Source organism: Martinezella rhizogenes, assembly GCF_027460065.1.
GTDB classification, from domain to species: domain Bacteria; phylum Pseudomonadota; class Alphaproteobacteria; order Rhizobiales; family Rhizobiaceae; genus Agrobacterium; species Agrobacterium rhizogenes_C.
Window position 1 is genome coordinate 889,187 of record NZ_JAPYZZ010000001.1, and the last position, 21,962, is coordinate 911,148.

The following is a 21,962-nucleotide window of genomic DNA, read 5'->3' on the forward strand; positions in this document are numbered from 1 at the left end:
CAGAGACCGCCATGACGTCACATGCCGATTACGACCCGAAGCCCCGCCGTGCATCCGTCGCCGTAGACGTAGGCGGTGTGATCGTGGGGGGCGGTGCGCCCGTCGTCGTGCAGTCGATGACCAATACCGATACCGCCGACATCGATGCCACCGTACAACAGGTGGCGGCGCTCTTTCGGGCCGGTTCGGAAATGGTGCGTATTACCGTCGATCGCGATGAGAGTGCGGCCGCTGTGCCGAAAATCCGCGAGCGGCTGCTCCGTCTCGGCATGGATGTGCCGCTGATCGGCGATTTCCATTATATCGGCCACAAGCTTCTGGCCGATCACCCGGCCTGTGCCGAGGCATTGGCGAAATACCGCATCAATCCCGGCAATGTCGGTTTCAAGGACAAGAAGGACAAGCAGTTCGGCGAAATCGTCGAAATGGCGATCCGTTACGACAAGCCCGTCCGCATCGGTGTCAACTGGGGCTCGCTCGATCAGGAATTGCTGACGACGCTGATGGACAGGAACAAGGAACAGGGTTTTCCGCTCTCCGCCCGTCAGGTCACGCGTGAGGCCATCGTACAATCGGCACTGATTTCCGCCGAGCTTGCCGAAGAGATCGGCTTGCCGCGCAACCGCATCATCCTGTCTGCCAAAGTCAGCCAGGTGCAGGATCTGATCGCCGTTTATTCGATGCTTTCGGAACGATCCAACCACGCCCTGCATCTGGGTTTGACGGAGGCGGGCATGGGTTCGAAGGGCATCGTCGCTTCGTCCGCTGCCATGGGTTACGTGCTTCAGCATGGCATTGGCGATACGATCCGCGTTTCACTGACGCCGGAGCCGAATGGTGACCGCACCCGCGAGGTGCAGGTAGCGCAGGAACTGCTGCAGGTCATGGGCTTTCGGCAATTCATTCCTGTTGTGGCGGCATGTCCCGGCTGCGGGCGGACCACGTCCACCGTGTTTCAGGAACTGGCGCAGAACATCCAGAACGATATTCGCAAGAACATGCCGATCTGGCGTGAGAAATATCCCGGTGTCGAGGCGCTCAACGTCGCCGTCATGGGCTGCATCGTCAACGGTCCCGGCGAAAGCAAACATGCCGATATTGGCATTTCGCTGCCCGGAACCGGCGAAAGCCCGGCTGCACCGGTTTTCATCGATGGCGAAAAGGCACTCACCCTGCGTGGTCCCAACATCGCCGCCGATTTCGAAGCGCTTGTGATCGATTACATCGAAAAGCGTTTTGGCCAGAAAGATGCGGCGGAGTAAAAACGACCGTGAAAAGGCCGGAATTCCACTGTCCTACCTCCTGAACCTCTCGGAGCATCAAAACACATGATCAAAAAATTCGCGATCGTCGCCCTTTGCGGCACCTATCTTTCCGCCTGCACTACCACCGACCCCTATACGGGCGAGCAGAAGATGTCGAACACGGCGGGCGGTGCCGGCATCGGCGCTGTTGTTGGTGCTCTCGGTGGTCTGGCTGTCGGTGGTTCGCCGGTTGGTCGCCGTAACGCGGCGCTTATCGGTGCGGGCATCGGTGCTCTCGCGGGCGGTGCTATCGGCAACTACATGGACGGACAGGAAGCCGAGCTTCGCGCCCAGCTTCAGGGAACCGGTGTTTCGGTGACCCGCCGCGGCGACAGCATCGTGCTCAACATGCCGTCCAACATCACCTTTGCCACGGATCAGGACCAGGTCATTCCGCCGTTCTACCAGACGCTCGATTCCGTCGCGATCGTGCTGAACAAGTTCAACCGCACGCTCATCGACATCAACGGCCATACCGATTCCACCGGCAGCCTGCAGCATAACCAGGCGCTTTCCGAGCGTCGCGCGGCCTCTGTTGCCAATTATCTCGGTGCACGCGGCGTCGACCAGCGCCGTATTTCGACGCTCGGCTTCGGCCCGTCTCAGCCGATCGCCTCGAATGCCACGTCGGACGGCCGTGCCCAAAACCGCCGTGTCGAAGTGCTGATTTCGCCGCTCAAGGGCTGATTGGATGATGAAAAGCTGAGAGGTATCCGCTCAGCTTTTCCGTTCGGCTATGAATCTTGCGGCCGCGATGAGAATCGCGGCCTTTTCGCCATAGGGGGCCAGGAGTTCGCTGGCTTCCGCCACCTGTTCCTGAAGCTTTTCGCGCGCCCATACTTCACCACGCAAGGCTACCAGCGTGCCCTTGCCGCGTGCGGCATCCTTGCCGGTCGCCTTGCCCATGGTGGCGGCGTCGGCGGTCAGATCCAGAAGATCGTCTGCAAGCTGGAAGGCGAGGCCGATCATTTCGCCGAAGAGGCGTAGTCTTTGCCGCTCGGACGGGTCGCTGCCAGCAATGATCGCGCCGGCCTCGCAGGCGAAACGCAGCAAGGCACCGGTCTTCATAGCCTGCAATGTAATGATGCCGTCCTCATCAGGCGCTTTCTTTTCGGCAGCGAGATCAAGGGCCTGCCCGCCTGCCATGCCACCAATACCGGCGGCGCGGGCGAGCGAGAGAACGAGGGCGGCCTTGCGCTCGGCCGCCAGCGGATTGTCATCCGAGGCGATGATGTCGAAAGCAAGCGTCAGCAGGCTGTCGCCGGCGAGGATGGCGGTTGCCTCGTCGAATTTGCGGTGCACGGTCGGCTGGCCACGGCGCAGGTCGTCGTCGTCCATAGCCGGTAGATCGTCATGGACAAGCGAATAACAATGCAGGCATTCGAGTGCTGCGCCGACATAACGGGCGGCCTCAGCATCTCCGTCCAGAAGCGCGACGCTTTCGATGACGAGAAAAGGCCGCAGGCGTTTGCCGCCGTTCAGCACGCCATGGCGCATGGCCTCTAGCAGCTTTTGCGGGCGTGTGATCTCCTCCGCGCGTGCCTCGCCGGAAAGCAGGTGGCCAAGCAGCGCTTCGGTTTTCGCCGCGTTTTCGCGTAGCCGCGTTTCGAAATTCGTCATCTGAGCGTCCATGCGGGCTCTTTGGCATGCCGGACGAAAGCAGGCAAACCTTTTCGTGATTCCTGAGCTGCAACGGTGTGACCGGACTCGCCTTGAAGACGGCAATGGACTATGAAAGGCTTCAATTGGCGTGGGCGCGGGGACGGATATTGAGCAGTACGCCTGAAAGCGACGCAGAATACGCCGTGCTGGCGGAAGACCGGAGCAGTCCGAAGGTGGATTTTCGCACGTTGGCAAAGCGCATCATCATGACCTTGCTGGCTTTGCTGATCCTGCCCTATCTGCTGATCCCGGTTTATGCGTTGCCGTTCATCAGGCCTGTTTCGACGCTGATGCTTGCCGATCTCGTAACCCTGCAGGGTTATGACAGGCGCTGGGTGCCACTCGAGGATATTTCGCCGCGCCTGGTGCAATCCGTGATGATGTCAGAGGATGGGCAGTTCTGTTTCCACGGCGGTGTGGACTGGAACCAGATGCAGTCCGTGGTCAGCAATGCACTGGATGGGGCCTCCACCCGCGGTGCCAGCACCATTCCGATGCAGACGGCCAAAAACCTGTTTTTGTGGAACGGACGCTCATTCCTGCGCAAGGGGCTGGAATTGCCGCTGGCAATCGCGGCTGATTTCGTCTGGTCGAAAAAGCGGATGATGGAGATTTATCTCAACGTCGCCGAATGGGGACCGGGCATTTACGGCATCGAGGCGGCAGCCCAGCATCATTTCAAGATACCTGCCGCCAAGCTCAGCTCCCGTCAGGCGGCGCTGCTGGCCGTCTCCCTGCCCAATCCCATCGACCGGGTTGCGAGCAAACCCGGTCGCGGCCTGCAGCGGCTGGCAGGCCTTATCGAGCGTCGTGCCCGCGCCTCGGGTGGCTATGTCGGCTGTGTGCTGGACTGATTCCGGCCCTCTGCCTCAGCCCTTCCTAAAAATATAATCCGTTTCCTGACGCAGCGTTTCGCCGGGTCGCAGGATGGCGTGCGGAAAATCCGGGTGATTGACGGCGTCAGGCCAAATCTGCGTTTCAAGGCAGAAACCGGCGAAGGGGCCATAGCGGCGACCATCGAGGCCCGGAACGGGTACGTCCAGTTTGAAGGCTGAATAGAGCTGCACGCCTGGCTCTGTCGTATGAACCTCAAGGGCGATATCCGAGGCGGGCGAATAGGCACGGGCGACCTTGCGCTTGGCGCGACGCTCGGGCGAGAGGCAGAAATTGTGGTCGTAAAGGACCTGTTCGCCATTCTCCTTGCGCCGCATCGGCGTCGTGTGGCGCAGGTCAAAGACGGTGCCTTCGACGGAGCGGATTTCGCCTGTCGGTATCTGCTGTTCGTTGGTCGGAAGGTAAAAGTCAGCGGCGATGCTGATCTCATGGCCGAGTGCGGTATCCGCGCCGTCGAGATTGAAATAGGAGTGCTGGCAGACATTGGCGATGGTCGGCTGGTCGGTCACCGTTTCATAAACCACCGAAAGCACACCGCCATCGCGGATCGTATAGGTGGCCGTGACCGTGCAGTTGCCGGGATAACCGGCGCGGCCATCGGGATCGATGATCTGCAGGACAGCATGGCTTTCGCCATGTTCCATCAGCATCCAGTTGCGCTTGCCCATGCCGTCGCTGCCGCCATGCAGATGGGTCACGCCCTTTTCGTTCAGTTCCAGCTGATAGTCGTGCCCATCGATTGCGAACTTGCCATTGCCGATGCGATTGGCGTTGCGGCCGGGCGTGGCGCCGAAATAGGAGGAGTATTTGTAATCCTCGAATTTTTCGAAGCCGAGCACCAGCGGGGCCTGGTGGCCGTCAAGCCGCAGATCCTGGATGACCGCGCCCCAGGTGATGACTTTCGCCGTCAAACCGTCTTTCGAGATGGTGACGCGTTCGACCTTTTCGCCGGTCGCCGTGAAACCGAAATCTTCCCGTGCCGCAGCGTCGCTCATCTCGTCATTCTCCCTGGTGTTGCGAATTGCCGGGCAGACGTTGCGTCATTTTCCGGCAATTCGCAATGCCGCAGTTACGCGGCCAGTTTGCCTATGGCTTGGAGATCATAGGGCGTCGTCTGGTATATTTCATTGATCCAGTTTCCGAAAAACAGATGGGCATGGCTGCGCCAGCGGTTGAGCGGGGCGAGCTCCGGGTCGTTATGCGGAAAATAATCATGCGGCAGCTTTATGGGCACGCCGGAGTTCACGTCTCGGAAATATTCGTCGGACAGAGAGGTGGAATCATATTCGACATGATTGAACATGTAGAGCCGGTTGCCTGCCTTCTCATGCACCAGACACACGCCCATTTCCTCTGACTCCATCAGGATTTCGAGTTCGGGGTTTTTCTCGATATCGGCGCGACGCACTTCCGTCCAGCGTGAGACCGGGACCTGAAAATCATCCGAAAAGCCGTTGAGGTAAATCGATGAGGGGCAAAGATTGCGGTGACGATAAACGCCGAAAGCCTTTTCCTTCAACTCGTATTTTGGCACCCCGTGGAAATGGTAGATGGCGGCCATTGCGCCCCAGCAGACATTCAGGGTCGAATGGACGTTGGTCTGCGTCCATTCGAAAATCTGCTGCATCTCGTTCCAGTAGGTCACGTCTTCATAATCGAGCAGTTCGATCGGTGCGCCGGTGATGATGAAGCCGTCGAACTTGCGGTGACGCACTTCCTCCCACGTTTCATAGAAGGAGAGGAGATGCTCTTCCGGCGTGTTCTTGGCGCGGTGACCGCCGATGCGGATGAGCGACAATTCCACCTGCAGCGGCGAGGCGCCAACGAGGCGCGCCATCTGGATTTCCGTCTTGATCTTGTTCGGCATGAGGTTCAGAAGCCCGATCTGGAGCGGGCGGATATCCTGCCGGATGGCCGCCGTTTCGGTCATGACCCGCACACCCTCATGAACGAGGGTCTCAAAGGCGGGAAGCGTATCGGGAATCTTGATCGGCATGTCGAACTCTCTTTTCCGGATCACGTAAAGAACGTTGCGAAAACAAAAAACCGGCAGCGAAATCGCGGCCGGTCCCAGGAAATTGCCCTTTTCCTCGACCCTTTAGCGACTTCTTTAAAGTGGCTGCAAGCCGGTCGGCAAATCACCACTGAGGCGTTTCATAATCCCGAAGCCGGCGAAAATCAATATAGGCTGATTTCATCGGGGTTTCGGCTTTCCATTTTCGACCGAGGTGCGGTAAGGCAGGACATGAACAAAGAGCGCTTCACCATTCTGCTTGGCGGCGATGTCGCGGTGACCGATCGTCTGAAACAGGCGGTCGTCAATAGCCGCGTGATCGCGGCTGACGGCGGCATGCGTCATGCCGTGCCGCTTGGTCTCACGCCCGAACTGTGGGTCGGAGATTTCGATTCCGCCAGCCAAGAGCTGCTCGAGGCCTGGCCCGATGTGACGCGGCAACCCTATCCGGCCGCAAAGGCCGTTACGGATGGTGAGATCGCGGTGTCCGAGGCGCTGTCGCGTGGCGCGCATTCGCTGCTGCTGGTGGGTGCGCTCGGCGGCGCGCGAAGCGACCATGCGCTTCAGCACCTTCTTTATGCGGTGGCGCTTGCGGAGCGTGGTTTCGAGGTGACGCTGACCTCCGGTGAAGAAGAGGCGAGGCCGCTGCTTGCCGGGTCGCTCACCATTGATCTGCCGGCTGGATCGCTGTTCTCGGTTGCCGGATTCACCGCCCTGGAGGGGCTCGATATCGGCAATGTGCGTTATCCGCTCAATGATTTCGCGCTTGCTTTCGGTTCCTCCCGCACTATTTCCAATGTCGCGAATGGCGGCCTTGTGCATTTCTCGCTGAAAAGCGGCAAAGCCATCGTGCTCGCCCGCCCTTATGATCTGACCGGAGCCTGACGCCTTGGCACCCCCAATTCTGAAACTCGACGATATCAAGCTGACCTTCGGCGTGACCCCGCTGCTCGACGGCGCCAACCTCCAGGTGGAGCCCGGTGACCGCATCTGCCTTGTCGGACGCAATGGCTCGGGCAAATCCACGCTGATGAAGATCGCCGCCGGCCTGGTTGAAGCGCAGTCGGGTGAAGTTTTCCGGCATCCCGCCGCCACCATTCGTTATCTGGAACAGGCGCCGGATTTTGCCGGTTACGACACTATTCAGGCCTATGCGGAATCGGGGCTCGGGCCGGGTGACGATCCCTATCGCGTGACCTATCTTCTCGAGCATCTGGGTCTTACCGGGCAGGAAAATCCGGAAAGCCTTTCAGGCGGCGAAGCGCGCCGCGCGGCACTTGCCCGCGTCATGGCGCCGGAACCCGATATTCTGATGCTGGACGAGCCCACCAACCACCTGGACCTTCCCACCATCGAATGGCTGGAAAGCGAGCTGCAGCAGACGCGCAGTGCGCTGGTGCTGATCTCCCACGACCGGCGCTTTCTGGAGAAGGTCTCGACCTCCACGGTGTGGCTCGATCGCGGCCAGTCGCGCCGCCTCAATCGTGGATTTGCCCATTTCGAGGAGTGGCGCGACAAGGTGCTGGAAGAGGAAGAGCTTGAACAGCATAAGCTCGGCAAGGCCATCGAGCGCGAAGAACACTGGATGCGCTACGGCGTGACCGCAAGGCGCAAGCGCAATATGCGCCGCGTCGGCGAGCTTCAGGCCATGCGCGCGGAATATCGCGGCCACAAGGGACCGCAGGGTTCCGTACAGGCAACCGTCACCGAAGGGCGAGAATCCGGCAAGCTGGTCATCGAGGCAGATGCCATCACCAAGGCTTATGGTGAGCGAGTGATCGTGGCACCGTTTTCGCTCAGGGTTCATCGTGGCGATTGCATTGGTCTCGTCGGGCCGAACGGTGCAGGCAAAACCACGCTTCTGAAGATGCTGACGGGCCAGCTTGAGCCCGATAGCGGCACGGTGAAGCTCGGCACCAATCTGGAGATCGCCACGCTCGACCAGAAGCGTGAGGATCTCAATCCCGCCGAAACGCTCGCGCATTATCTGACCGACGGGCGTGGTGACAATCTTCTCGTCAAGGGCGAAGTGAAGCATGTCACCGGTTACATGAAGGATTTCCTGTTCCAGCCGGAGCAGGCGCGCACACCCATCCGCAATCTCTCCGGCGGGGAGCGCGCCCGTCTTATTCTGGCGCGCATTCTGGCCAGGCCGACCAATCTTCTGATCCTCGACGAACCAACCAACGATCTCGATATCGAAACGCTCGATCTGCTGCAGGAGATCGTCGCCGGTTTTTCCGGCACGGTCATTCTCGTCAGCCATGATCGTGATTTTCTCGACCGCACCGTCACCTCCACCATCGCACCCGCCAACCCCGATCAGCCGGATGGGCGCTGGATCGAATATGCGGGCGGCTATTCGGACATGATGGCGCAGCGCAAGGGTGTGGCGGAAGAAAAACGCAAGGCCGAAAGGCAGGAAAAGGCCAAGGCGGTATCTTCAGCCTCACCATCGCAGGAGCCTGCAAAGGCCAAGGGCAAACTTTCCTTCAAGCAGAAATTCGCTCTCGAAAATCTACCGAAGGAGATGGAAAAGGCCCAGGAAGAGATCGCAAAACGCGAACAGCGCATGGCTGATCCGCAACTCTTCGCCAAGGATCAGGCCACTTTCAATAAGCTGGCGCAGGAAATGGAAAAGTTGCGCGAAAAGCTGGAGACTATGGAAGAGGAATGGCTGGAACTGGAAATGCTACGCGAGGAACTGGAGAGCTGAAGCCAGGCGGGGCCCGTTCGAGCAGTCCTTCTTCGGCCTTTGACAGGCAAGCGGAATTACCGTTCTATGACCGCGTTTGTTTGGAGGAGGTCTGAAAATGCGCATGATTTTCGTCAATCTGCCGGTCAAGAATATCGAGGCATCGAGAAGTTTCTTCACGGCCCTCGGTTTCAGTTTCAATCCGGAATATTCCGACGACCGCACGCTCTGCATGATCGTGGAGGAGAACATCTTCGTGATGCTCCTTCAGGAGGAGCGGTTTCGCGATTTCATCAATGGCGATATCGCCGATGCCAAGCAAAGCACCGAGGTTCTGACCTGCCTTTCCGCCGGGAGCCGCGAGGAGATCGACGGCATGATCGCAACAGCGCTTGCCTCCGGGGGCAGCAGCTGGAAACCGGTTCAGGATCACGGCTTCATGTATGCCGGCAGCTTTCAGGATCCCGACGGTCATGTCTGGGAGCTGGTGCATATGACGGGACAGGGCTGATCTCGCCCATCTTGCCAATCACGGACGACGGGACTAAACCATCATCTTGATCTAACGGGGTGTCTTCTGTGCTTTTGTGCAGAAGGCTGAGAGGCTTGCCAACCCGAAGAACCTGATCCGGTTCATACCGGCGGAGGGATTAGACGGCTTAAAGGCAAGCGGCTATTCCTTCTCGTTTTTGAGGAGATACCCGTGCGCCGTCGTCTTTTCCTGAATTCCGTCATTGCCGCCTCGCTGCTTCTGCCCGGTTTCGTCGCGGCGCAGGACAAGCCGGAACTGACCGTCTACACCTATGAAAGCTTCGTTTCCGAATGGGGTCCCGGCCCCAAGGTGAAGGAAGCCTTCGAGAAGGTCTGCGGCTGCACGGTCAATTTTGTCGGTGTCGCGGATGGCGTGGCGCTGCTTAACCGTCTGAAACTTGAGGGCAGCGGTTCCAAGGCGGACGTCGTGGTCGGGCTCGATACCAATCTTGTCGCGGAAGCCAAACAGACCGGGCTTTTTGACGCCAGCGGCATCGATGCATCGGCGGCCAAGGTACCGGGCGGTTACAAGGACGATGTTTTCGTACCGTATGATTATGGGCATTTCGCTGTCATCTATGACACGCAGACGGTGAAAAACCCGCCGGCGAGCCTTAAAGAACTGGTGGAAGGCGATCCAGCGCAGAAGATCGCCATTCAGGACCCGCGTACCTCCACGCCTGGGCTTGGCCTGCTTTTGTGGGTAAAGTCAGTTTATGGCGACAAGGCGCCGGAGGCCTGGGCGAAGCTCAGAAAGCGCATTCTCACCGTCACGCCGGGCTGGTCGGAATCCTATGGCCTCTTCACCAAGGGAGAGGTGCCGATGGTGCTCTCCTACACCACCTCGCCCGCCTATCATATGGTCGCCGAAAAGTCGGACCGTTATCAGGCTGCGGCCTTTTCCGAAGGGCATTACATCCAGATCGAAGTGGCCGGACTTCTCAAAAACGCGCCGCACAAGGAGTTGGCAAAGCAGTTTCTCGCTTTCACGCTGACATCAGGTTTTCAGGATGCCATTCCCGAAAACAACTGGATGATGATCGTCGCGGCAACCTCGGCACCCTTGCCCGAGGCATTTTCCAAACTTGTTGTGCCGCAGAAGACCTTCCTGATGGATCCGGAAGAAGTGGCGAAGAACCGCAAGGCCTGGATCGACGAATGGCTTGCCGCCATGAGCATGAACTGAGGAAGAGGCGCGCCCGCGCATGATGCTGCGTCGTGATTATCGGCGGTCGATCATTTTCGGGACGGCGGCTTTTGCCGCCGTTTTCCTGTTCATGGCGCTCGCGGTTTTTGCGCTATTGTCCTTTGATGCCGGCGCATCCGCCGTCGGTATCATGGATGCCTATACGTTGCGTATCCTGCGCTTCACGCTGTACCAGGCGACGCTGTCCACCCTGTTGTCCATCGTTCTTGGCCTGCCGGTCGCTCTGGCGCTCGCCCGGCGGAAAGAGTTTCTCGGAAGAATCTGGATTATCCGGCTGATGGCGGTGCCGATGGGGCTGCCGGTGATCGTCGGCGCCTTCGGCATCATCACCATCTGGGGCAGGCAGGGTCTTTTGAACAGTGCCCTTGTTTTTGCCGGGGCGGATGAGCCTTTCAGTATCTACGGCCTTTCCGGCATTCTCATTGCTCACGTCTTTTTCAATCTGCCGCTTTGCGTGCGGCTGATGCTGGCTGGGCTGGAGCGTATTCCGGGGGAATATTGGCGCATGGCGGCAAGTCTCGGCATGGAGCCGGCTTCGGTTTTCCGCTTCATCGAATGGCCGGTGGTCTCGCGGCTCATTCCCGGCATTGCCGGGCTGGTTTTCATGCTGTGCGCCACCAGTTTCACGCTCGTGCTTCTTCTCGGCGGCGGGCCGGCGGCGACAACGCTGGAGGTGGCGATCTATCAGGCGCTGCGGTTCGATTTCGATCCGCAGCGGGCAATCGCGCTTTCGGTTTTGCAGATCGTCCTCACGGCAGTCCTGCTTGGCCTCCTCGCCTTTTTGCCATCGCCGGAAGCGGAAATCTCCTCGCTCGGTCGTAACATCCGCCGTTTCGACGGCAGAACGACAGGCGCGCGGCTGTGGGATGGTGCGGCAATCGTTTTTGCCGTCTTCCTGGTCGGGCTGCCGCTTGTCGCAATAGCCGTCTCTGGGCTGCAGGCCGATCTGTCACGTCTGCTCATCGCGCCGGTCTTCCTGCGTGCTGCGGCGACCAGTGTTTTAATCGCCATGCTGTCGGCAATTCTCGTCGTCCTCTGCTGCATGGCGATCATTGGCGCACGTCAGGCCATCGGCTCCAGACGCCAGGTGGCGTGGCCTCTCGGCCTGCTTTCCGCCCTGCTTGGGGTGGGGTCGTCGCTGGTGCTGCTTGTTCCGCCCGTCGTGCTGGGAAGCGGATGGTTCCTGCTGCTGCGGGTGTTCGGTGATGTCAGCTTTTATGCGCCCGTTCTCGTGGCGCTCATCAATATGCTTATGGCCCTGCCGCTGGCCATGCGGGTGATGGAGCCGGCCTTCACCAGCCACTTCCTGCGCACTGGCCGTCTTTCCGCCAGTCTCGGGCTTCAGGGCTATTCGCGGCTGCGGTTTGCCGATCTGCCGGTTCTGTGGCGGCCCATGCTGATGGCACTTTCTTTTGCCATGGCGCTGTCGCTCGGCGATCTCGGGGCAGTTGCACTGTTCGGATCGGAAAATTTCGTCACCTTGCCCTGGCTGGTTTATAGCAATATGGGCAGCTATCGCACCAATGATGCCGCCGGTTATGCCTTCCTCCTCGGTGTCGTTTGCCTGCTGCTTGCCGCAGGCGGCATTTCCAGGCAATCCCAATCAGCAAGGGCTGGCATATGACAGGCGATGATTTTGCCGTTGAGCTGGATAAGGTCAGGCTGCGGCTTGGAACGCAGGATTTCGAACTTGATTGTACCTTTCCGCAAGGTCAGGTGACTGCCGTCGTGGGTGCTTCCGGTTCGGGCAAGTCGACACTTCTCAATCTCATTGCCGGTTTTGAGGCGCCGGATTCCGGCCGTGTGGTGATCGACGGACAGGACATGATAGCACGGGACCCTTCGGAAAGGCCGGTTTCATCTATCTTTCAGGACAATAATCTGTTCGCCCATCTCGATATTTTCACCAATGTCGCTCTTGGCGTCAGCCCCGGCCTGAAATTGCGGGCACAAGACCGGCAGAGGATCGAGGTGGCGCTGGCGCGCGTCGGTCTTGCGGGTTTCGACAAGCGCCTGCCGGGCACGCTTTCCGGCGGGGAAAGGCAAAGGGCGGCACTGGCGCGTGCGCTGGTGCGGCAAAAACCGGTCATGCTGCTCGACGAGCCCTTCGCCGCGCTCGATCCGGGATTGCGGGCGGGGATGACGTCTTTGCTTCTCGACTTGCACGCCGAAACAAAAAATACGGTGATTATTGTCACTCATCACCCCGACGACATAAAAAAACTGGCGCGGCGGGTGGTTTTTCTCGATCGCGGCCGTGTTGTCTATGCAGGCTCGACCGCAGATTTCTTCACCACACAAAATGTGAAGGCGGTCGATAGTTTTCTGAATGGCTGATCGCCTTATTTTCGACGCGTGCCGCTGGCAATCGCTTTAGATAACTTCAATGGCGCTAATTTGCACTTGCCAGTTTCAAGTTGTTGCCCGAGAAAAGATGGGAATTATTGCGTTCTTCAGGAATATTCCGGACTTGATGGATCGTTTTTACCGCTTTGGCATTCATCGCCCTTTGGGGCGAATCTGTTATTCTGGTCTGCAATTAACGGATGATCAGGAACGTTAGGGGCAGGCATAGAGAATGAAAAATAGCATGACTGCACAGCGGAGGCTTTTCTCCGGTTCAGGCCTTCGCCGTTCCGGCAGGCTTGCTGCGGCATGGTCCGCGCTGACGGCGTCCGCCGTGCTGCTGTCATCATGCCAGTCCCTGTTCAGCCCGGCCTACCAGTCGACATTGCGTCCCTCTGACAATCCGCAGACTGTGGAAGAGGTGCAGAAGAATGATCCGCGTGCCCAGATGGGCGCGCGCGAACATCCGCGCATCGTGGCAAGTTATGGCGGCGAATATCGCGATGCGAAGACGGAACGGCTGGTCGCCCGCATTGCGGGTGCGCTGACGGCCGTCTCGGAAAATCCGCAGCAATCCTACCGCATCACCATTCTCAATTCGCCCGCCATCAATGCTTTCGCCTTGCCCGGCGGCTATCTTTACGTGACACGCGGGCTTCTGGCGCTTGCCAATGATGCCTCGGAAGTGGCGGCCGTGCTGTCGCACGAGATGGGCCATGTGACCGCAAACCACGGCATCGAACGCCAGCGCCGCGAAGAGGCGGAGGTGATTGCCAGCCGCGTGGTTGCGGAAGTTCTATCGAGCGATCTCGCCGGCAAACAGGCGCTGGCACGCGGTAAACTGCGGCTTGCTGCCTTCTCCCGTCAGCAGGAGTTGCAGGCAGACGTCATCGGCGTTCGCATGCTGGGCGAGGCCGGTTACGACCCTTATGCATCGCCGCGTTTTCTGGATTCCATGGCAGCCTATGCGCGGTTCTCCTCGGCCGATCCTGAAAACGACCAGAGCCTCGACTTCCTTTCCAGCCACCCCAACACGCCACAGCGCATCGAGCTGGCGCGCCGTCACGCCCGTGCCTTCGGACAGGAAGGGCAGGTCGGGGATCGTGGCCGCGACTGGTTTCTGGATGGCATAGACGGCCTGCTTTATGGGGACAGCCCGCAGGAGGGTTATGTGCGCGGCCAGACATTCCTGCATGGAACGCTGGGCATCCGTTTCGACGTGCCGGAAGGTTTCGTCATCGACAACAAGGTGGAGGCCGTTCTGGCGACGGGACCGGGCGATATGGCGATCCGTTTCGACGGCGTCGCCGATCCGAAACAGACGAGCCTTGCCAATTACCTGACCAGCGGGTGGGTTGCCGGCCTGTTGCCGGAAACCGTCAAGGAAACCCAGATCAATGGTCTGGAGGCCGCGACAGCCCGCGCCAGCGCCGATAAATGGGATTTCGACGTGACCGTCATTCGTGTCGGCCAGCAGATATTCCGTTTCCTGACCGCCGTGCCGAAGGGCAATACACAGCTCGATTCCATCGCCAATACATTGCGCACCAGCTTCCGCAAGATGACACCGCAGGAGATTGCCTCCCTGAAGCCGCTCAGAGTACGCGTGGTGACGGTGAAGCCCGGTGAAACGGTGGCGACGATGGCGGCCCGGATGATGGGAACTGACCGGAAGCTCGACATGTTCCGCATGATCAATGCGATGAGCGCCACGGCCACGATTCAGCCGGGGCAGCGGGTGAAGATCATTTCGGAATAGAGCCAAAGAAAAACCCCGGATCACTCCGGGGTTTTTGTTTTCTGGCATCGGCAAGAATTATTGCCACTCACGCACGTCGACGAAATGGCCGGCGATTGCCGCGGCCGCAGCCATGGCCGGCGAGACGAGGTGGGTGCGGCTCTTATAGCCCTGACGGCCCTCGAAGTTGCGGTTCGAGGTCGAGGCACAGCGTTCGCCGGGCTTCAGGCGGTCGTCATTCATGGCAAGGCACATGGAGCAGCCCGGTTCGCGCCATTCGAAACCGGCGTCGAGGAAAATCTTGTCCAGACCTTCCTTTTCCGCCTGTTCCTTGACGAGGCCGGAGCCGGGCACGATCATGGCCGAGACGGTGGAAGCCACCTTGCGGCCATCGACGATCTTTGCCGCCGCCCGCAGATCCTCGATGCGGCCATTGGTGCAGGAGCCGATGAAGACGCGGTCTATGGCGATATCGGTGATGCGCGTGCCGGGTTTCAGGCCCATATAGTCAAGCGCGCGCCATTTGGAGGTGCGTTTGTTTTCTTCCTCGATATCATCGGGATTGGGAACGATGCCTTCAACGGAGGTCACATCCTCCGGAGATGAACCCCAGGAGACAATTGGCGGCAGGTTGGCTGCATCGAGGATGACAACCTTGTCATAATGGGCGCCCTCGTCGGTTTTCAGCGTCTTCCAGTAGCCGATGGCCTGTTCCAGCGTTTCACCCTTCGGCGCACGCGGCTTGTCCTTGATGTAATCGAAAGTCGTTTCATCGGGTGCGATAAGACCGGCGCGGGCGCCGCCCTCGATGGTCATGTTGCAGACCGTCATGCGCCCTTCCATGGAGAGCGAGCGGATCGCCTCGCCGGCAAATTCGATCACATGGCCGGTGCCGCCAGCCGTGCCGATCTCGCCGATGATGGCAAGGATGATATCCTTGGCCGTCACGCCTTCCGGAATCTTGCCATCGACACGCACCAGCATGTTCTTGGCCTTTTTCTGGATCAGCGTCTGGGTGGCCAGAACATGCTCCACTTCCGACGTGCCGATACCGTGCGCCAAAGCGCCGAAAGCGCCGTGGGTGGAGGTGTGGCTGTCGCCGCAGACGATCGTCATGCCCGGCAGGGTGAAACCCTGCTCGGGGCCGACGATGTGGACGATGCCCTGGCGCTTGTCGCGCTCGGAATAATATTCGACACCGAACTCCTTGGCGTTCTGCGCAAGCGCTTCCACCTGAATGCGGCTCTCCTCGTTCTTGATGCCTTCCAGCCGGTCGGCTGTGGTCGGAACGTTATGGTCGACCACGGCGAGCGTGCGGGTTGGCGAATGCACCGGCCGGCCGGCCATGCGCAGGCCTTCGAAGGCCTGCGGGCTCGTCACCTCATGCACGAGGTGACGGTCGATGTAGAGAAGACAGGTTCCGTCCGGGTCACGATTGACGACGTGGTCGTCCCAGATCTTGTCATATAAGGTGCGGGGTGCGCTCATGGCTCTGTGCCTTGTCATAGAAAAGGGTAATCAGGGTTCAGAAAGACGGTGGACAGCGGATGCTGTCAGGCGAGCCTAAGTCGGCTGTTGAGCGCCCCGGAAATGCGCGCAAAGAACCGTGCCGGCAGACGCTTGTGGTCCTGCAGCACATAAACATTCTGAGCGAGACATCCGAATTTAGATCCCATGGCAACTTTCATAGCAGATCGATGGTTTTACGGCAATATGAATGCTTGGGAGACACGCCGAAGGGTGGAGTAGTTTCACTCATATGCGTTGCACCACGGTTGGATCGCCTGCGTTGCAATGCTTTGCGATTGATATGGTGCGGCGCAACTTGCCTATTTTGCGGCGCACATATAGATGGGTTCCCTTATCATTTGCATTCGACGAGAAATCGAAGGGAGGAAAGCACATGGTATCCGAAAAGGCCCTCATATCGAAGATCACCTGGCGGCTGATGCCGTTTCTTGGCCTTCTCTACCTCATCGCTTATATTGACCGCCAGAATGTCAGCTATGCGAAGCTGCAGATGGTCGATGCGCTGAGTCTGAGCGAATATGCCTACGGTCTTGGCGCTTCGCTGTTTTTCATCGGTTATTTCCTCTTCGAAGTGCCGAGCAACCTGTTCCTCAACCGTTTCGGCGCCAGCAAATGGTTTGCCCGCATTCTGGTTTCCTGGGGCGCAGTCACCATAGCGCTTGCCTATACGCAGAATGCCACGATGTTTTACATCCTGCGTTTCCTGCTCGGACTTTGCGAAGCTGGCTTCTTCCCCGGCGTGCTGTTCCTCATGACGCTCTGGTTCCCGCGTGATTATCGCGGCCGCATGATCGGCCTCTTCATGATTTTCAGCGCGCTTGCCAATGCGGTCGGTGCGCCGCTCGGCGGCATGCTGCTCGATCTCGATGGTTTCCTCGGTTACGCCGGATGGGAATGGGTGTTTCTGGCAACGGGTATTCCCGCCGTCATCGCTGGCGTCGTCACCTTCTTTTATCTGGATGATACGCCTGACAAGGCGAAGTTTCTCACTCAGGATGAGAAGGACTGGCTGAAGAACCGGCTGGCCGAAGAAAACAAGGGCATGGAAGAGCATGCGGAAGACGGGTTCAAGGCCCTCGTCAACCCGCGCGTTCTGTTCATGGCGCTTTGCTATGTCGGCTTTCCGCTGGCCGCTTATGGTCTCAGCTACTGGCTTCCGACGATCGTGAAGAGCTTCGGTGTTTCCAACACCACCAACGGCTTCATCAATATCATACCGTGGATTATCGTCGCCATCGCCCTGTTCGTCGTGCCTTCGGCAGCCGATAAGGCGAAGAACAAGACGCCCTATATCGTCGGCCCGGCTTTCGTTGGCGCTTTCTGCCTGCTGATGTCGGCATTGCTCAGCGATCCGGTGCTGCAGTTCGCCTTTCTCTGCGTCGCTGCCGCAGGCATCTTTGCCGGCCAGCCGGTGTTCTGGAGCCTGCCCGGGCGTTTCCTCAAGGGAGCGGGTGCGGCTGCGGGTATCGCCGCGATCAATTCCGTCGGTAATCTCGGTGGCTTCGTGGCACAGAATGTCGTGCCCTGGATCAAGGACCAGACCGGCAGCACCATCGCGCCGATGTTCTTCCTTGCCTTCTGCCTGGCGCTCGCAGGGGTGCTGGTCATCATCGCAACGCGTAAAATGGGCACTCAGGTCAAGGCTGCCTGATTTTGGAAGATTGCGACGGTTGAGGCGATTGCCGAGCGTCGCATACGTAAAAAATTGTGGCCCGGATGTTTCCGGGCCACAATCATTCTAAGCGATAATAGATGAAATTCTCTTTGAGAGAATTATGCGGTGAACCAATCGCTACCGGTCAGGTGGACACCGGCAACAATGATCTTCTCACCCTTGTGCTCGCCAGAAACGTTGTAGCTGAGGATAGTGTCGTTATCGATCGTCGACACCGCCCAGTTATCGATTACCGTGCCGACCAGCTTGAGCTTGTCCATGGAGGCGTTGAAGCCTTCGATGGTATCGGTCGCGAAGCTCTTGGCCATGTCGCCGAGATTGAAGACGAAGGTATCGGCGCCACCGCTTGCAATGATGTGGTCGATGCCCTTGCCACCGGTCACCAGCGACGAAGCAAGCTTTACGCCGCTCAGGTCGATAAAGTCGTTACCTGCACCGGCGTCGATCTTGACGGAGGTGAAGCTGCCATCGGTGATGCCGGCGCCACCATTCACAGCGCCGGTATTGGCAGCGAGGCCACCCGTGCCAGCTGCAGACGTATCATTGAATGCAGCGCCAGCCTTGACGACGATCGTGTCGTTGCCTGCGCCGGTGTCGATGTTGAAATTGTTCACCCAGGTCTTTTCATTCGAAACGACAGAGACGGTGACCGTGTCATTGCCTGCGCCGGTCGAGATGTTGCCGCGCTTGGCATTGAGAACCTCAACGGTGGACGAACCGGTGCCGCCGAGATGTACGTCGACCTGGACGAAATCCTTGAAAGTAAGGTTTTCAGAGGTGTCGGACTGGGCGAGAGCGTTCTTTACCGAGTTCCATGCCGAGGACACGTCGAATTTGAAGCCGTTCGCGGCGGCATCATAACCAACATCGACCGTACCGCCAGCGCCAGTGCCGGCGACAGCGACGGAGCCGACGTTGACACTGCCGGATTCCATCGAGGAACCGTTCTTAACCTGAGCGGTCGATTCCGTGAGGAGCTTATAAGCTTCCTGATCAATGAGGCTGGTGAGCGAGGAAACCGAAGCGGCGCCACCATTACCGAACGTTACTTTTAACGCCATTTTAAACTCCTATAAATTTTTGAGAAATGGATGAATTGAAATTAAGTTTCTGTTAATTATTGCGGGTGATATTTAATACATAAAAAACCATAATACAATATAAGAAAATCGTTTTTTCAAAAAAATCGCGTATTTGGTGTGTTGAAAATTATTCTTGGTTTTGCTGCAGGAGCAAGAAATTATTCCTGAACGAAGGTCTTTCTGAGTCTATCCTGGAATGGTTTCACAAAATAGGAGAGCACACTCCTCTCGCTGGTCTGGATAAATACTTCCGCCGGCATGCCAGGATACAACTTCCCGCCAGGTAGATGCCCCATGCCAGCCTTGTCGGGTCTGATGCGCAGGACATAATAGGATGTGCCAGTTCGGGAATCTGTTTGCAGATCAGGCGCGACGACAGCAACTTCCGCGCTCAAGTCCGGTGTCGTGCTTTGATTGAACGCCGTGAAGCGAACGGTAACCGGCTGCCCGACATATATCTGATCGATGTCTCGCGGGGTTATATTGGCTTCGATTGCCAGTTCATCCTTGTCAGGAACCACCAGCATCAGCACCTCACCGGGTTGAATGACGCCGTTTATGTTGTGCACTGAAAGCTGATAGATGCGACCGGCAATCGGCGAGCGGATGTCGAGACGATCGAGCTGGTCGCGTGTTGCCGCCAGCCGCTCTTCATATTCTGCCACGGTTGCTTCGATCGATGTCAGATCTTTCGTGACTTCCGATTTGCGGTCTTCGTCGAGCTGAAGCAATTGCAGGTCCAGTTCGCTCAGCTTGCCCACGGTCTGTGCACGAGCCGCAATATATTGGCCCTGCTGACCTTCAAGATTGGAAAGCTGACGCTTGAGGAGATTGAGACGCTGGAGCGTGACTAGGCCTTTTTTCAAGAGCTCATCTGTCTTGAACACGTCTTCCTTCACAATGGCGAGTTCATTTTCCGTGGCTTCGACTTGTACGTCGAGGCCGCGTGCCTCATCGGTCAGCTGGTCCTTGCGTGTGGCAAGCTGCTTTTTCATGCCGATCAACGCGTTGCGACGACTGTTGAAAAGGCTCTGTTCGCTATCGATGAAGGTTTTGGCCGCCTTCGAACTCGTCAGTGCCGTCAGATCTTCGATCACGGCGAAAGAGGGTTCTTCGGCGATCTCCGCCCGCAAACGGGCACGGCGCGCATAGAGTTGTGCAAGCGTATTCTCAACGATGGAGAGGTTTGCCTGAACGACGGTGGAGCTCAGCCGCAACAGGATCTGACCGGCGGCGACCCTGTCGCCCTCGACGACATTGATCTCACTGACGATACCGCCAGAAAGATGCTGGATTTTTTTGGAATTGCCTTCAACGACCACCCGGCCCGTGGCCACCACGGCGCCGGCAAGCTTCGCGAAAGCCGCCCAGCCGCCCATTCCGACGAGAAGGCCGAGGCCGAGAACGACCACGGCGGCCGAGTGCCTGAGAATGGATGAATTCGTCGTGCCGGCTTTTTCTGTTTCAGCCATTTTCGCTCACCCGGTTTTCAATCTTGCGCGTTTCTTCCCCCTCGGGCACCTGGCGGATATTCTGCCGCAGGATTTGCGCAAGCACCTCTTCCTTGGTGCCGAAGCGCAGCATCCGGCCATTGCTCATCACCATCACCATATTGATGCTTTCGAGGGCGCTGGGGCGGTGGGCAATGACGACGACAATGCCGCCGCGCGCCCTGATGTCGCCAATGGCATTGCGCAGGGCAGCCTCCCCTTCGCTGTCCAGATTGGAATTCGGTTCATCGAGAAGGACGAAGAAGGGCTCGCCGAACAGCGCGCGGGCAAGGCCGATGCGCTGCTTCTGCCCGCCCGACAAAGCCTCGCCGCGATCGCCTATTGGGGTATCGTAGCCATTCGGCAGGTTCAGGATCAGCTCATGCACCTGAGCGGCCTTGGCGGCGGCAACGATCGATTCCGCGGTCGCGTTGCGGTCGAACCGCGCGATATTCTGCGCGACCGTACCCGGCATCAGTTCCACCTGCTGGGGCATATAGCCGATGGATTTGCCGAGGAACTCGAAGTCCCACTGGTTGAGTGCTGCCCCATCGAAGCGGACGGAGCCGCGCTCATAGGGCCAGATGCCGGTCATCAAACGCGCCAGGGTGGATTTTCCCGATGCGCTTGGGCCGATGATGCCCAGCCCATCGCCCGCATTCAGCGTGAAGGAAATGTCGGCGACCGTATCGCGTGCACCACTGGGCGGGCCACCGGTGACACGATCGACGGCAACGGTAAATTGCGGACGCGGCAGGGAGAGCGGCGGTGCTGGCTCCGGCACCAGTTCCAAAAACTCGTTGACCCGTTTCCAGCCCTGCCGGGCGGTCATGAAGCTGCGCCAGTTCGCAATCGCATGTTCGACCGGGCCGAGCGCCTTTGCAGAAAGGATCGATCCTGCGATGATGCTGCCCGCCGAGGCATGGCCGTCGATGACAAGCACGGCGCCGATGGCCATGACGCCGGATTGCAGCAACAGGCGGAATGTTCGCGACATGGCGCCGAGCATGCCGGCCGTGTCTGACGTCGACAGGGTCACGGAGCGATACTTGGAGTGCAATTCGTCCCACATCGACGTCACCGCACCCATCATGCCCATGGTCCTGATGGATTCGATGTTGCGCTGGCTGCTGCCGACAAGCACGTTTCTCTGGCCCCTTGCGGTGTAAGCCTGCTTTGTCGCCCTTTCGGTTAGCCAATTGGTCAGAAGCGTCAGCACGACGAGAACCACGGCGCCGCCGAGCACCGCAAAACCGATCCAGGGATGCAGGGCAAAACAGATCAGAAGATAGATGGGCAGCCAGGGAATATCGAAAAAGGCTGCTGGTCCGGGCCCAGAGAGAAACTGGCGGATCTGATCGAGATCACCGACGATCTGCAGTCCGTCGATCTTGCTGGAGGCAAGAAGCGGTGCGCTGATCGATGCCCTGAAAAGCTTCTGATTGAGCGCATCATCCATATTGTCGGAGATGCGCGCCAAAATGCGGCCTCGCAATGCGTCGAAGCCCATCAGAAACGCGTAGAGAACAATCAGGAGAACGACCAAAGCCACAAGAGATGGAATGCTCTTGCTGGGCAAAATGCGGTCGTAAACTTCCAGCATGAAAAGCGAGCCGGAAAGATTAAGGATGTTCATCAACGCGCTGGCGAGGCCAACCGCGAAGAAAGCGGACTTATTTTTTGTTAAAAAAGAATTAAATAAAAACATAATAACACCTAAAACAGCAAGAAAATTGCACAATAAAAGGGATTAGGCAATGCTATTCGAGGATGGGCTAAAACACCCGCCTGAAA

Annotated in this window: 18 protein-coding genes and 2 riboswitches; of the genes, 11 read left to right on the plus strand and 7 right to left on the minus strand. The window is 58.5% G+C overall.

Going from position 1 to position 21,962, the window contains the following annotated elements; all coding sequences use genetic code 11:
- Positions 1 to 11: 11 nt before the first annotated feature.
- Complete coding sequence (gene ispG, locus O8B93_RS04225; protein WP_269708519.1) at positions 12 to 1,262, plus strand: flavodoxin-dependent (E)-4-hydroxy-3-methylbut-2-enyl-diphosphate synthase; 1,251 nt, start codon at positions 12 to 14, stop codon at positions 1,260 to 1,262.
- Between the two features lie 66 nt (positions 1,263 to 1,328).
- Positions 1,329 to 1,991, plus strand: a complete 663-nt coding sequence (locus tag O8B93_RS04230; RefSeq protein WP_269708520.1) for a YiaD family glycine zipper/OmpA-like lipoprotein — start codon at positions 1,329 to 1,331, stop codon at positions 1,989 to 1,991.
- A 30-nt stretch (positions 1,992 to 2,021) separates the two neighbouring features.
- Here O8B93_RS04230 and O8B93_RS04235 read toward each other — a convergent pair whose 3' ends face one another.
- Positions 2,022 to 2,936: a polyprenyl synthetase family protein gene (locus O8B93_RS04235; RefSeq protein WP_269708521.1), complete on the minus strand. Its 915-nt coding sequence runs from the start codon at positions 2,934 to 2,936 to the stop codon at positions 2,022 to 2,024.
- Between the two features lie 236 nt (positions 2,937 to 3,172).
- Between O8B93_RS04235 and mtgA the strand changes: the two genes are divergently transcribed.
- Positions 3,173 to 3,820 (plus strand): monofunctional biosynthetic peptidoglycan transglycosylase, encoded by a 648-nt coding sequence (mtgA, locus tag O8B93_RS04240; protein WP_370363052.1) that lies wholly within the window; start codon positions 3,173 to 3,175, stop codon positions 3,818 to 3,820.
- 15 nt (positions 3,821 to 3,835) lie between these two features.
- Here mtgA and O8B93_RS04245 read toward each other — a convergent pair whose 3' ends face one another.
- The gene (locus O8B93_RS04245; protein WP_269708523.1) at positions 3,836 to 4,855 is read right to left on the minus strand and encodes an aldose epimerase family protein; all 1,020 of its coding nucleotides are present in this window, start codon (positions 4,853 to 4,855) and stop codon (positions 3,836 to 3,838) included.
- A 74-nt stretch (positions 4,856 to 4,929) separates the two neighbouring features.
- The gene (gene metA / locus O8B93_RS04250) at positions 4,930 to 5,856 is read right to left on the minus strand and encodes a homoserine O-acetyltransferase MetA (RefSeq protein ID WP_080827074.1); all 927 of its coding nucleotides are present in this window, start codon (positions 5,854 to 5,856) and stop codon (positions 4,930 to 4,932) included.
- 82 nt (positions 5,857 to 5,938) lie between these two features.
- Positions 5,939 to 6,015: riboswitch (SAM riboswitch) on the minus strand.
- 90 nt (positions 6,016 to 6,105) lie between these two features.
- Here metA and O8B93_RS04255 point away from each other — a divergent pair.
- The 7 genes from O8B93_RS04255 (at position 6,106) to O8B93_RS04285 (ending at position 14,412) form a co-directional block, all read left to right on the plus strand.
- On the plus strand, positions 6,106 to 6,759 hold the full coding sequence (locus O8B93_RS04255) for a thiamine diphosphokinase (RefSeq protein WP_269708524.1): 654 nt from the start codon (positions 6,106 to 6,108) through the stop codon (positions 6,757 to 6,759).
- A gap of 4 nt (positions 6,760 to 6,763) precedes the next feature.
- Positions 6,764 to 8,590 (plus strand): ABC-F family ATP-binding cassette domain-containing protein, encoded by a 1,827-nt coding sequence (locus O8B93_RS04260; RefSeq protein ID WP_269708525.1) that lies wholly within the window; start codon positions 6,764 to 6,766, stop codon positions 8,588 to 8,590.
- 97 nt (positions 8,591 to 8,687) lie between these two features.
- On the plus strand, positions 8,688 to 9,080 hold the full coding sequence (locus O8B93_RS04265; RefSeq protein ID WP_269708526.1) for a VOC family protein: 393 nt from the start codon (positions 8,688 to 8,690) through the stop codon (positions 9,078 to 9,080).
- A gap of 45 nt (positions 9,081 to 9,125) precedes the next feature.
- Positions 9,126 to 9,236: riboswitch (TPP riboswitch) on the plus strand.
- A gap of 36 nt (positions 9,237 to 9,272) precedes the next feature.
- The gene (gene thiB, locus O8B93_RS04270; protein WP_269708527.1) at positions 9,273 to 10,286 is read left to right on the plus strand and encodes a thiamine ABC transporter substrate binding subunit; all 1,014 of its coding nucleotides are present in this window, start codon (positions 9,273 to 9,275) and stop codon (positions 10,284 to 10,286) included.
- A 19-nt stretch (positions 10,287 to 10,305) separates the two neighbouring features.
- Positions 10,306 to 11,931, plus strand: coding sequence for a thiamine/thiamine pyrophosphate ABC transporter permease ThiP (gene thiP / locus O8B93_RS04275; RefSeq protein ID WP_269708528.1), 1,626 nt, complete (start codon positions 10,306 to 10,308; stop codon positions 11,929 to 11,931).
- The gene (locus O8B93_RS04280; RefSeq protein ID WP_269708529.1) at positions 11,928 to 12,644 is read left to right on the plus strand and encodes a thiamine ABC transporter ATP-binding protein; all 717 of its coding nucleotides are present in this window, start codon (positions 11,928 to 11,930) and stop codon (positions 12,642 to 12,644) included. The genes thiP and O8B93_RS04280 overlap by 4 nt, the downstream gene beginning before the upstream one ends.
- Positions 12,645 to 12,897: 253 nt before the next feature.
- A complete protein-coding gene (locus O8B93_RS04285; RefSeq protein ID WP_269708530.1) occupies positions 12,898 to 14,412 on the plus strand; it encodes a M48 family metalloprotease in 1,515 nt (504 codons plus the stop codon).
- A 57-nt stretch (positions 14,413 to 14,469) separates the two neighbouring features.
- Here O8B93_RS04285 and leuC read toward each other — a convergent pair whose 3' ends face one another.
- On the minus strand, positions 14,470 to 15,879 hold the full coding sequence (gene leuC / locus O8B93_RS04290) for a 3-isopropylmalate dehydratase large subunit (protein WP_269708531.1): 1,410 nt from the start codon (positions 15,877 to 15,879) through the stop codon (positions 14,470 to 14,472).
- Between the two features lie 415 nt (positions 15,880 to 16,294).
- On the opposite strand from leuC, the gene O8B93_RS04295 reads away from it, so the two are divergent.
- Entirely contained in the window at positions 16,295 to 17,572 is a 1,278-nt protein-coding gene (locus O8B93_RS04295; protein WP_269708532.1) for an MFS transporter, read from the plus strand.
- A gap of 122 nt (positions 17,573 to 17,694) precedes the next feature.
- Here the strand turns inward: O8B93_RS04295 and O8B93_RS04300 are convergent, their stop codons facing one another.
- The 3 genes from O8B93_RS04300 to O8B93_RS04310 form a co-directional block, all read right to left on the minus strand.
- Entirely contained in the window at positions 17,695 to 18,657 is a 963-nt protein-coding gene (locus tag O8B93_RS04300) for a rhizobiocin (protein WP_269708533.1), read from the minus strand.
- 179 nt (positions 18,658 to 18,836) lie between these two features.
- Positions 18,837 to 20,150: an HlyD family type I secretion periplasmic adaptor subunit gene (locus O8B93_RS04305; RefSeq protein WP_269708534.1), complete on the minus strand. Its 1,314-nt coding sequence runs from the start codon at positions 20,148 to 20,150 to the stop codon at positions 18,837 to 18,839.
- A complete protein-coding gene (locus tag O8B93_RS04310; RefSeq protein ID WP_269708535.1) occupies positions 20,143 to 21,876 on the minus strand; it encodes a type I secretion system permease/ATPase in 1,734 nt (577 codons plus the stop codon). Before O8B93_RS04310 ends, O8B93_RS04305 begins: the two co-directional genes overlap by 8 nt.
- Positions 21,877 to 21,962 lie beyond the last annotated feature (86 nt).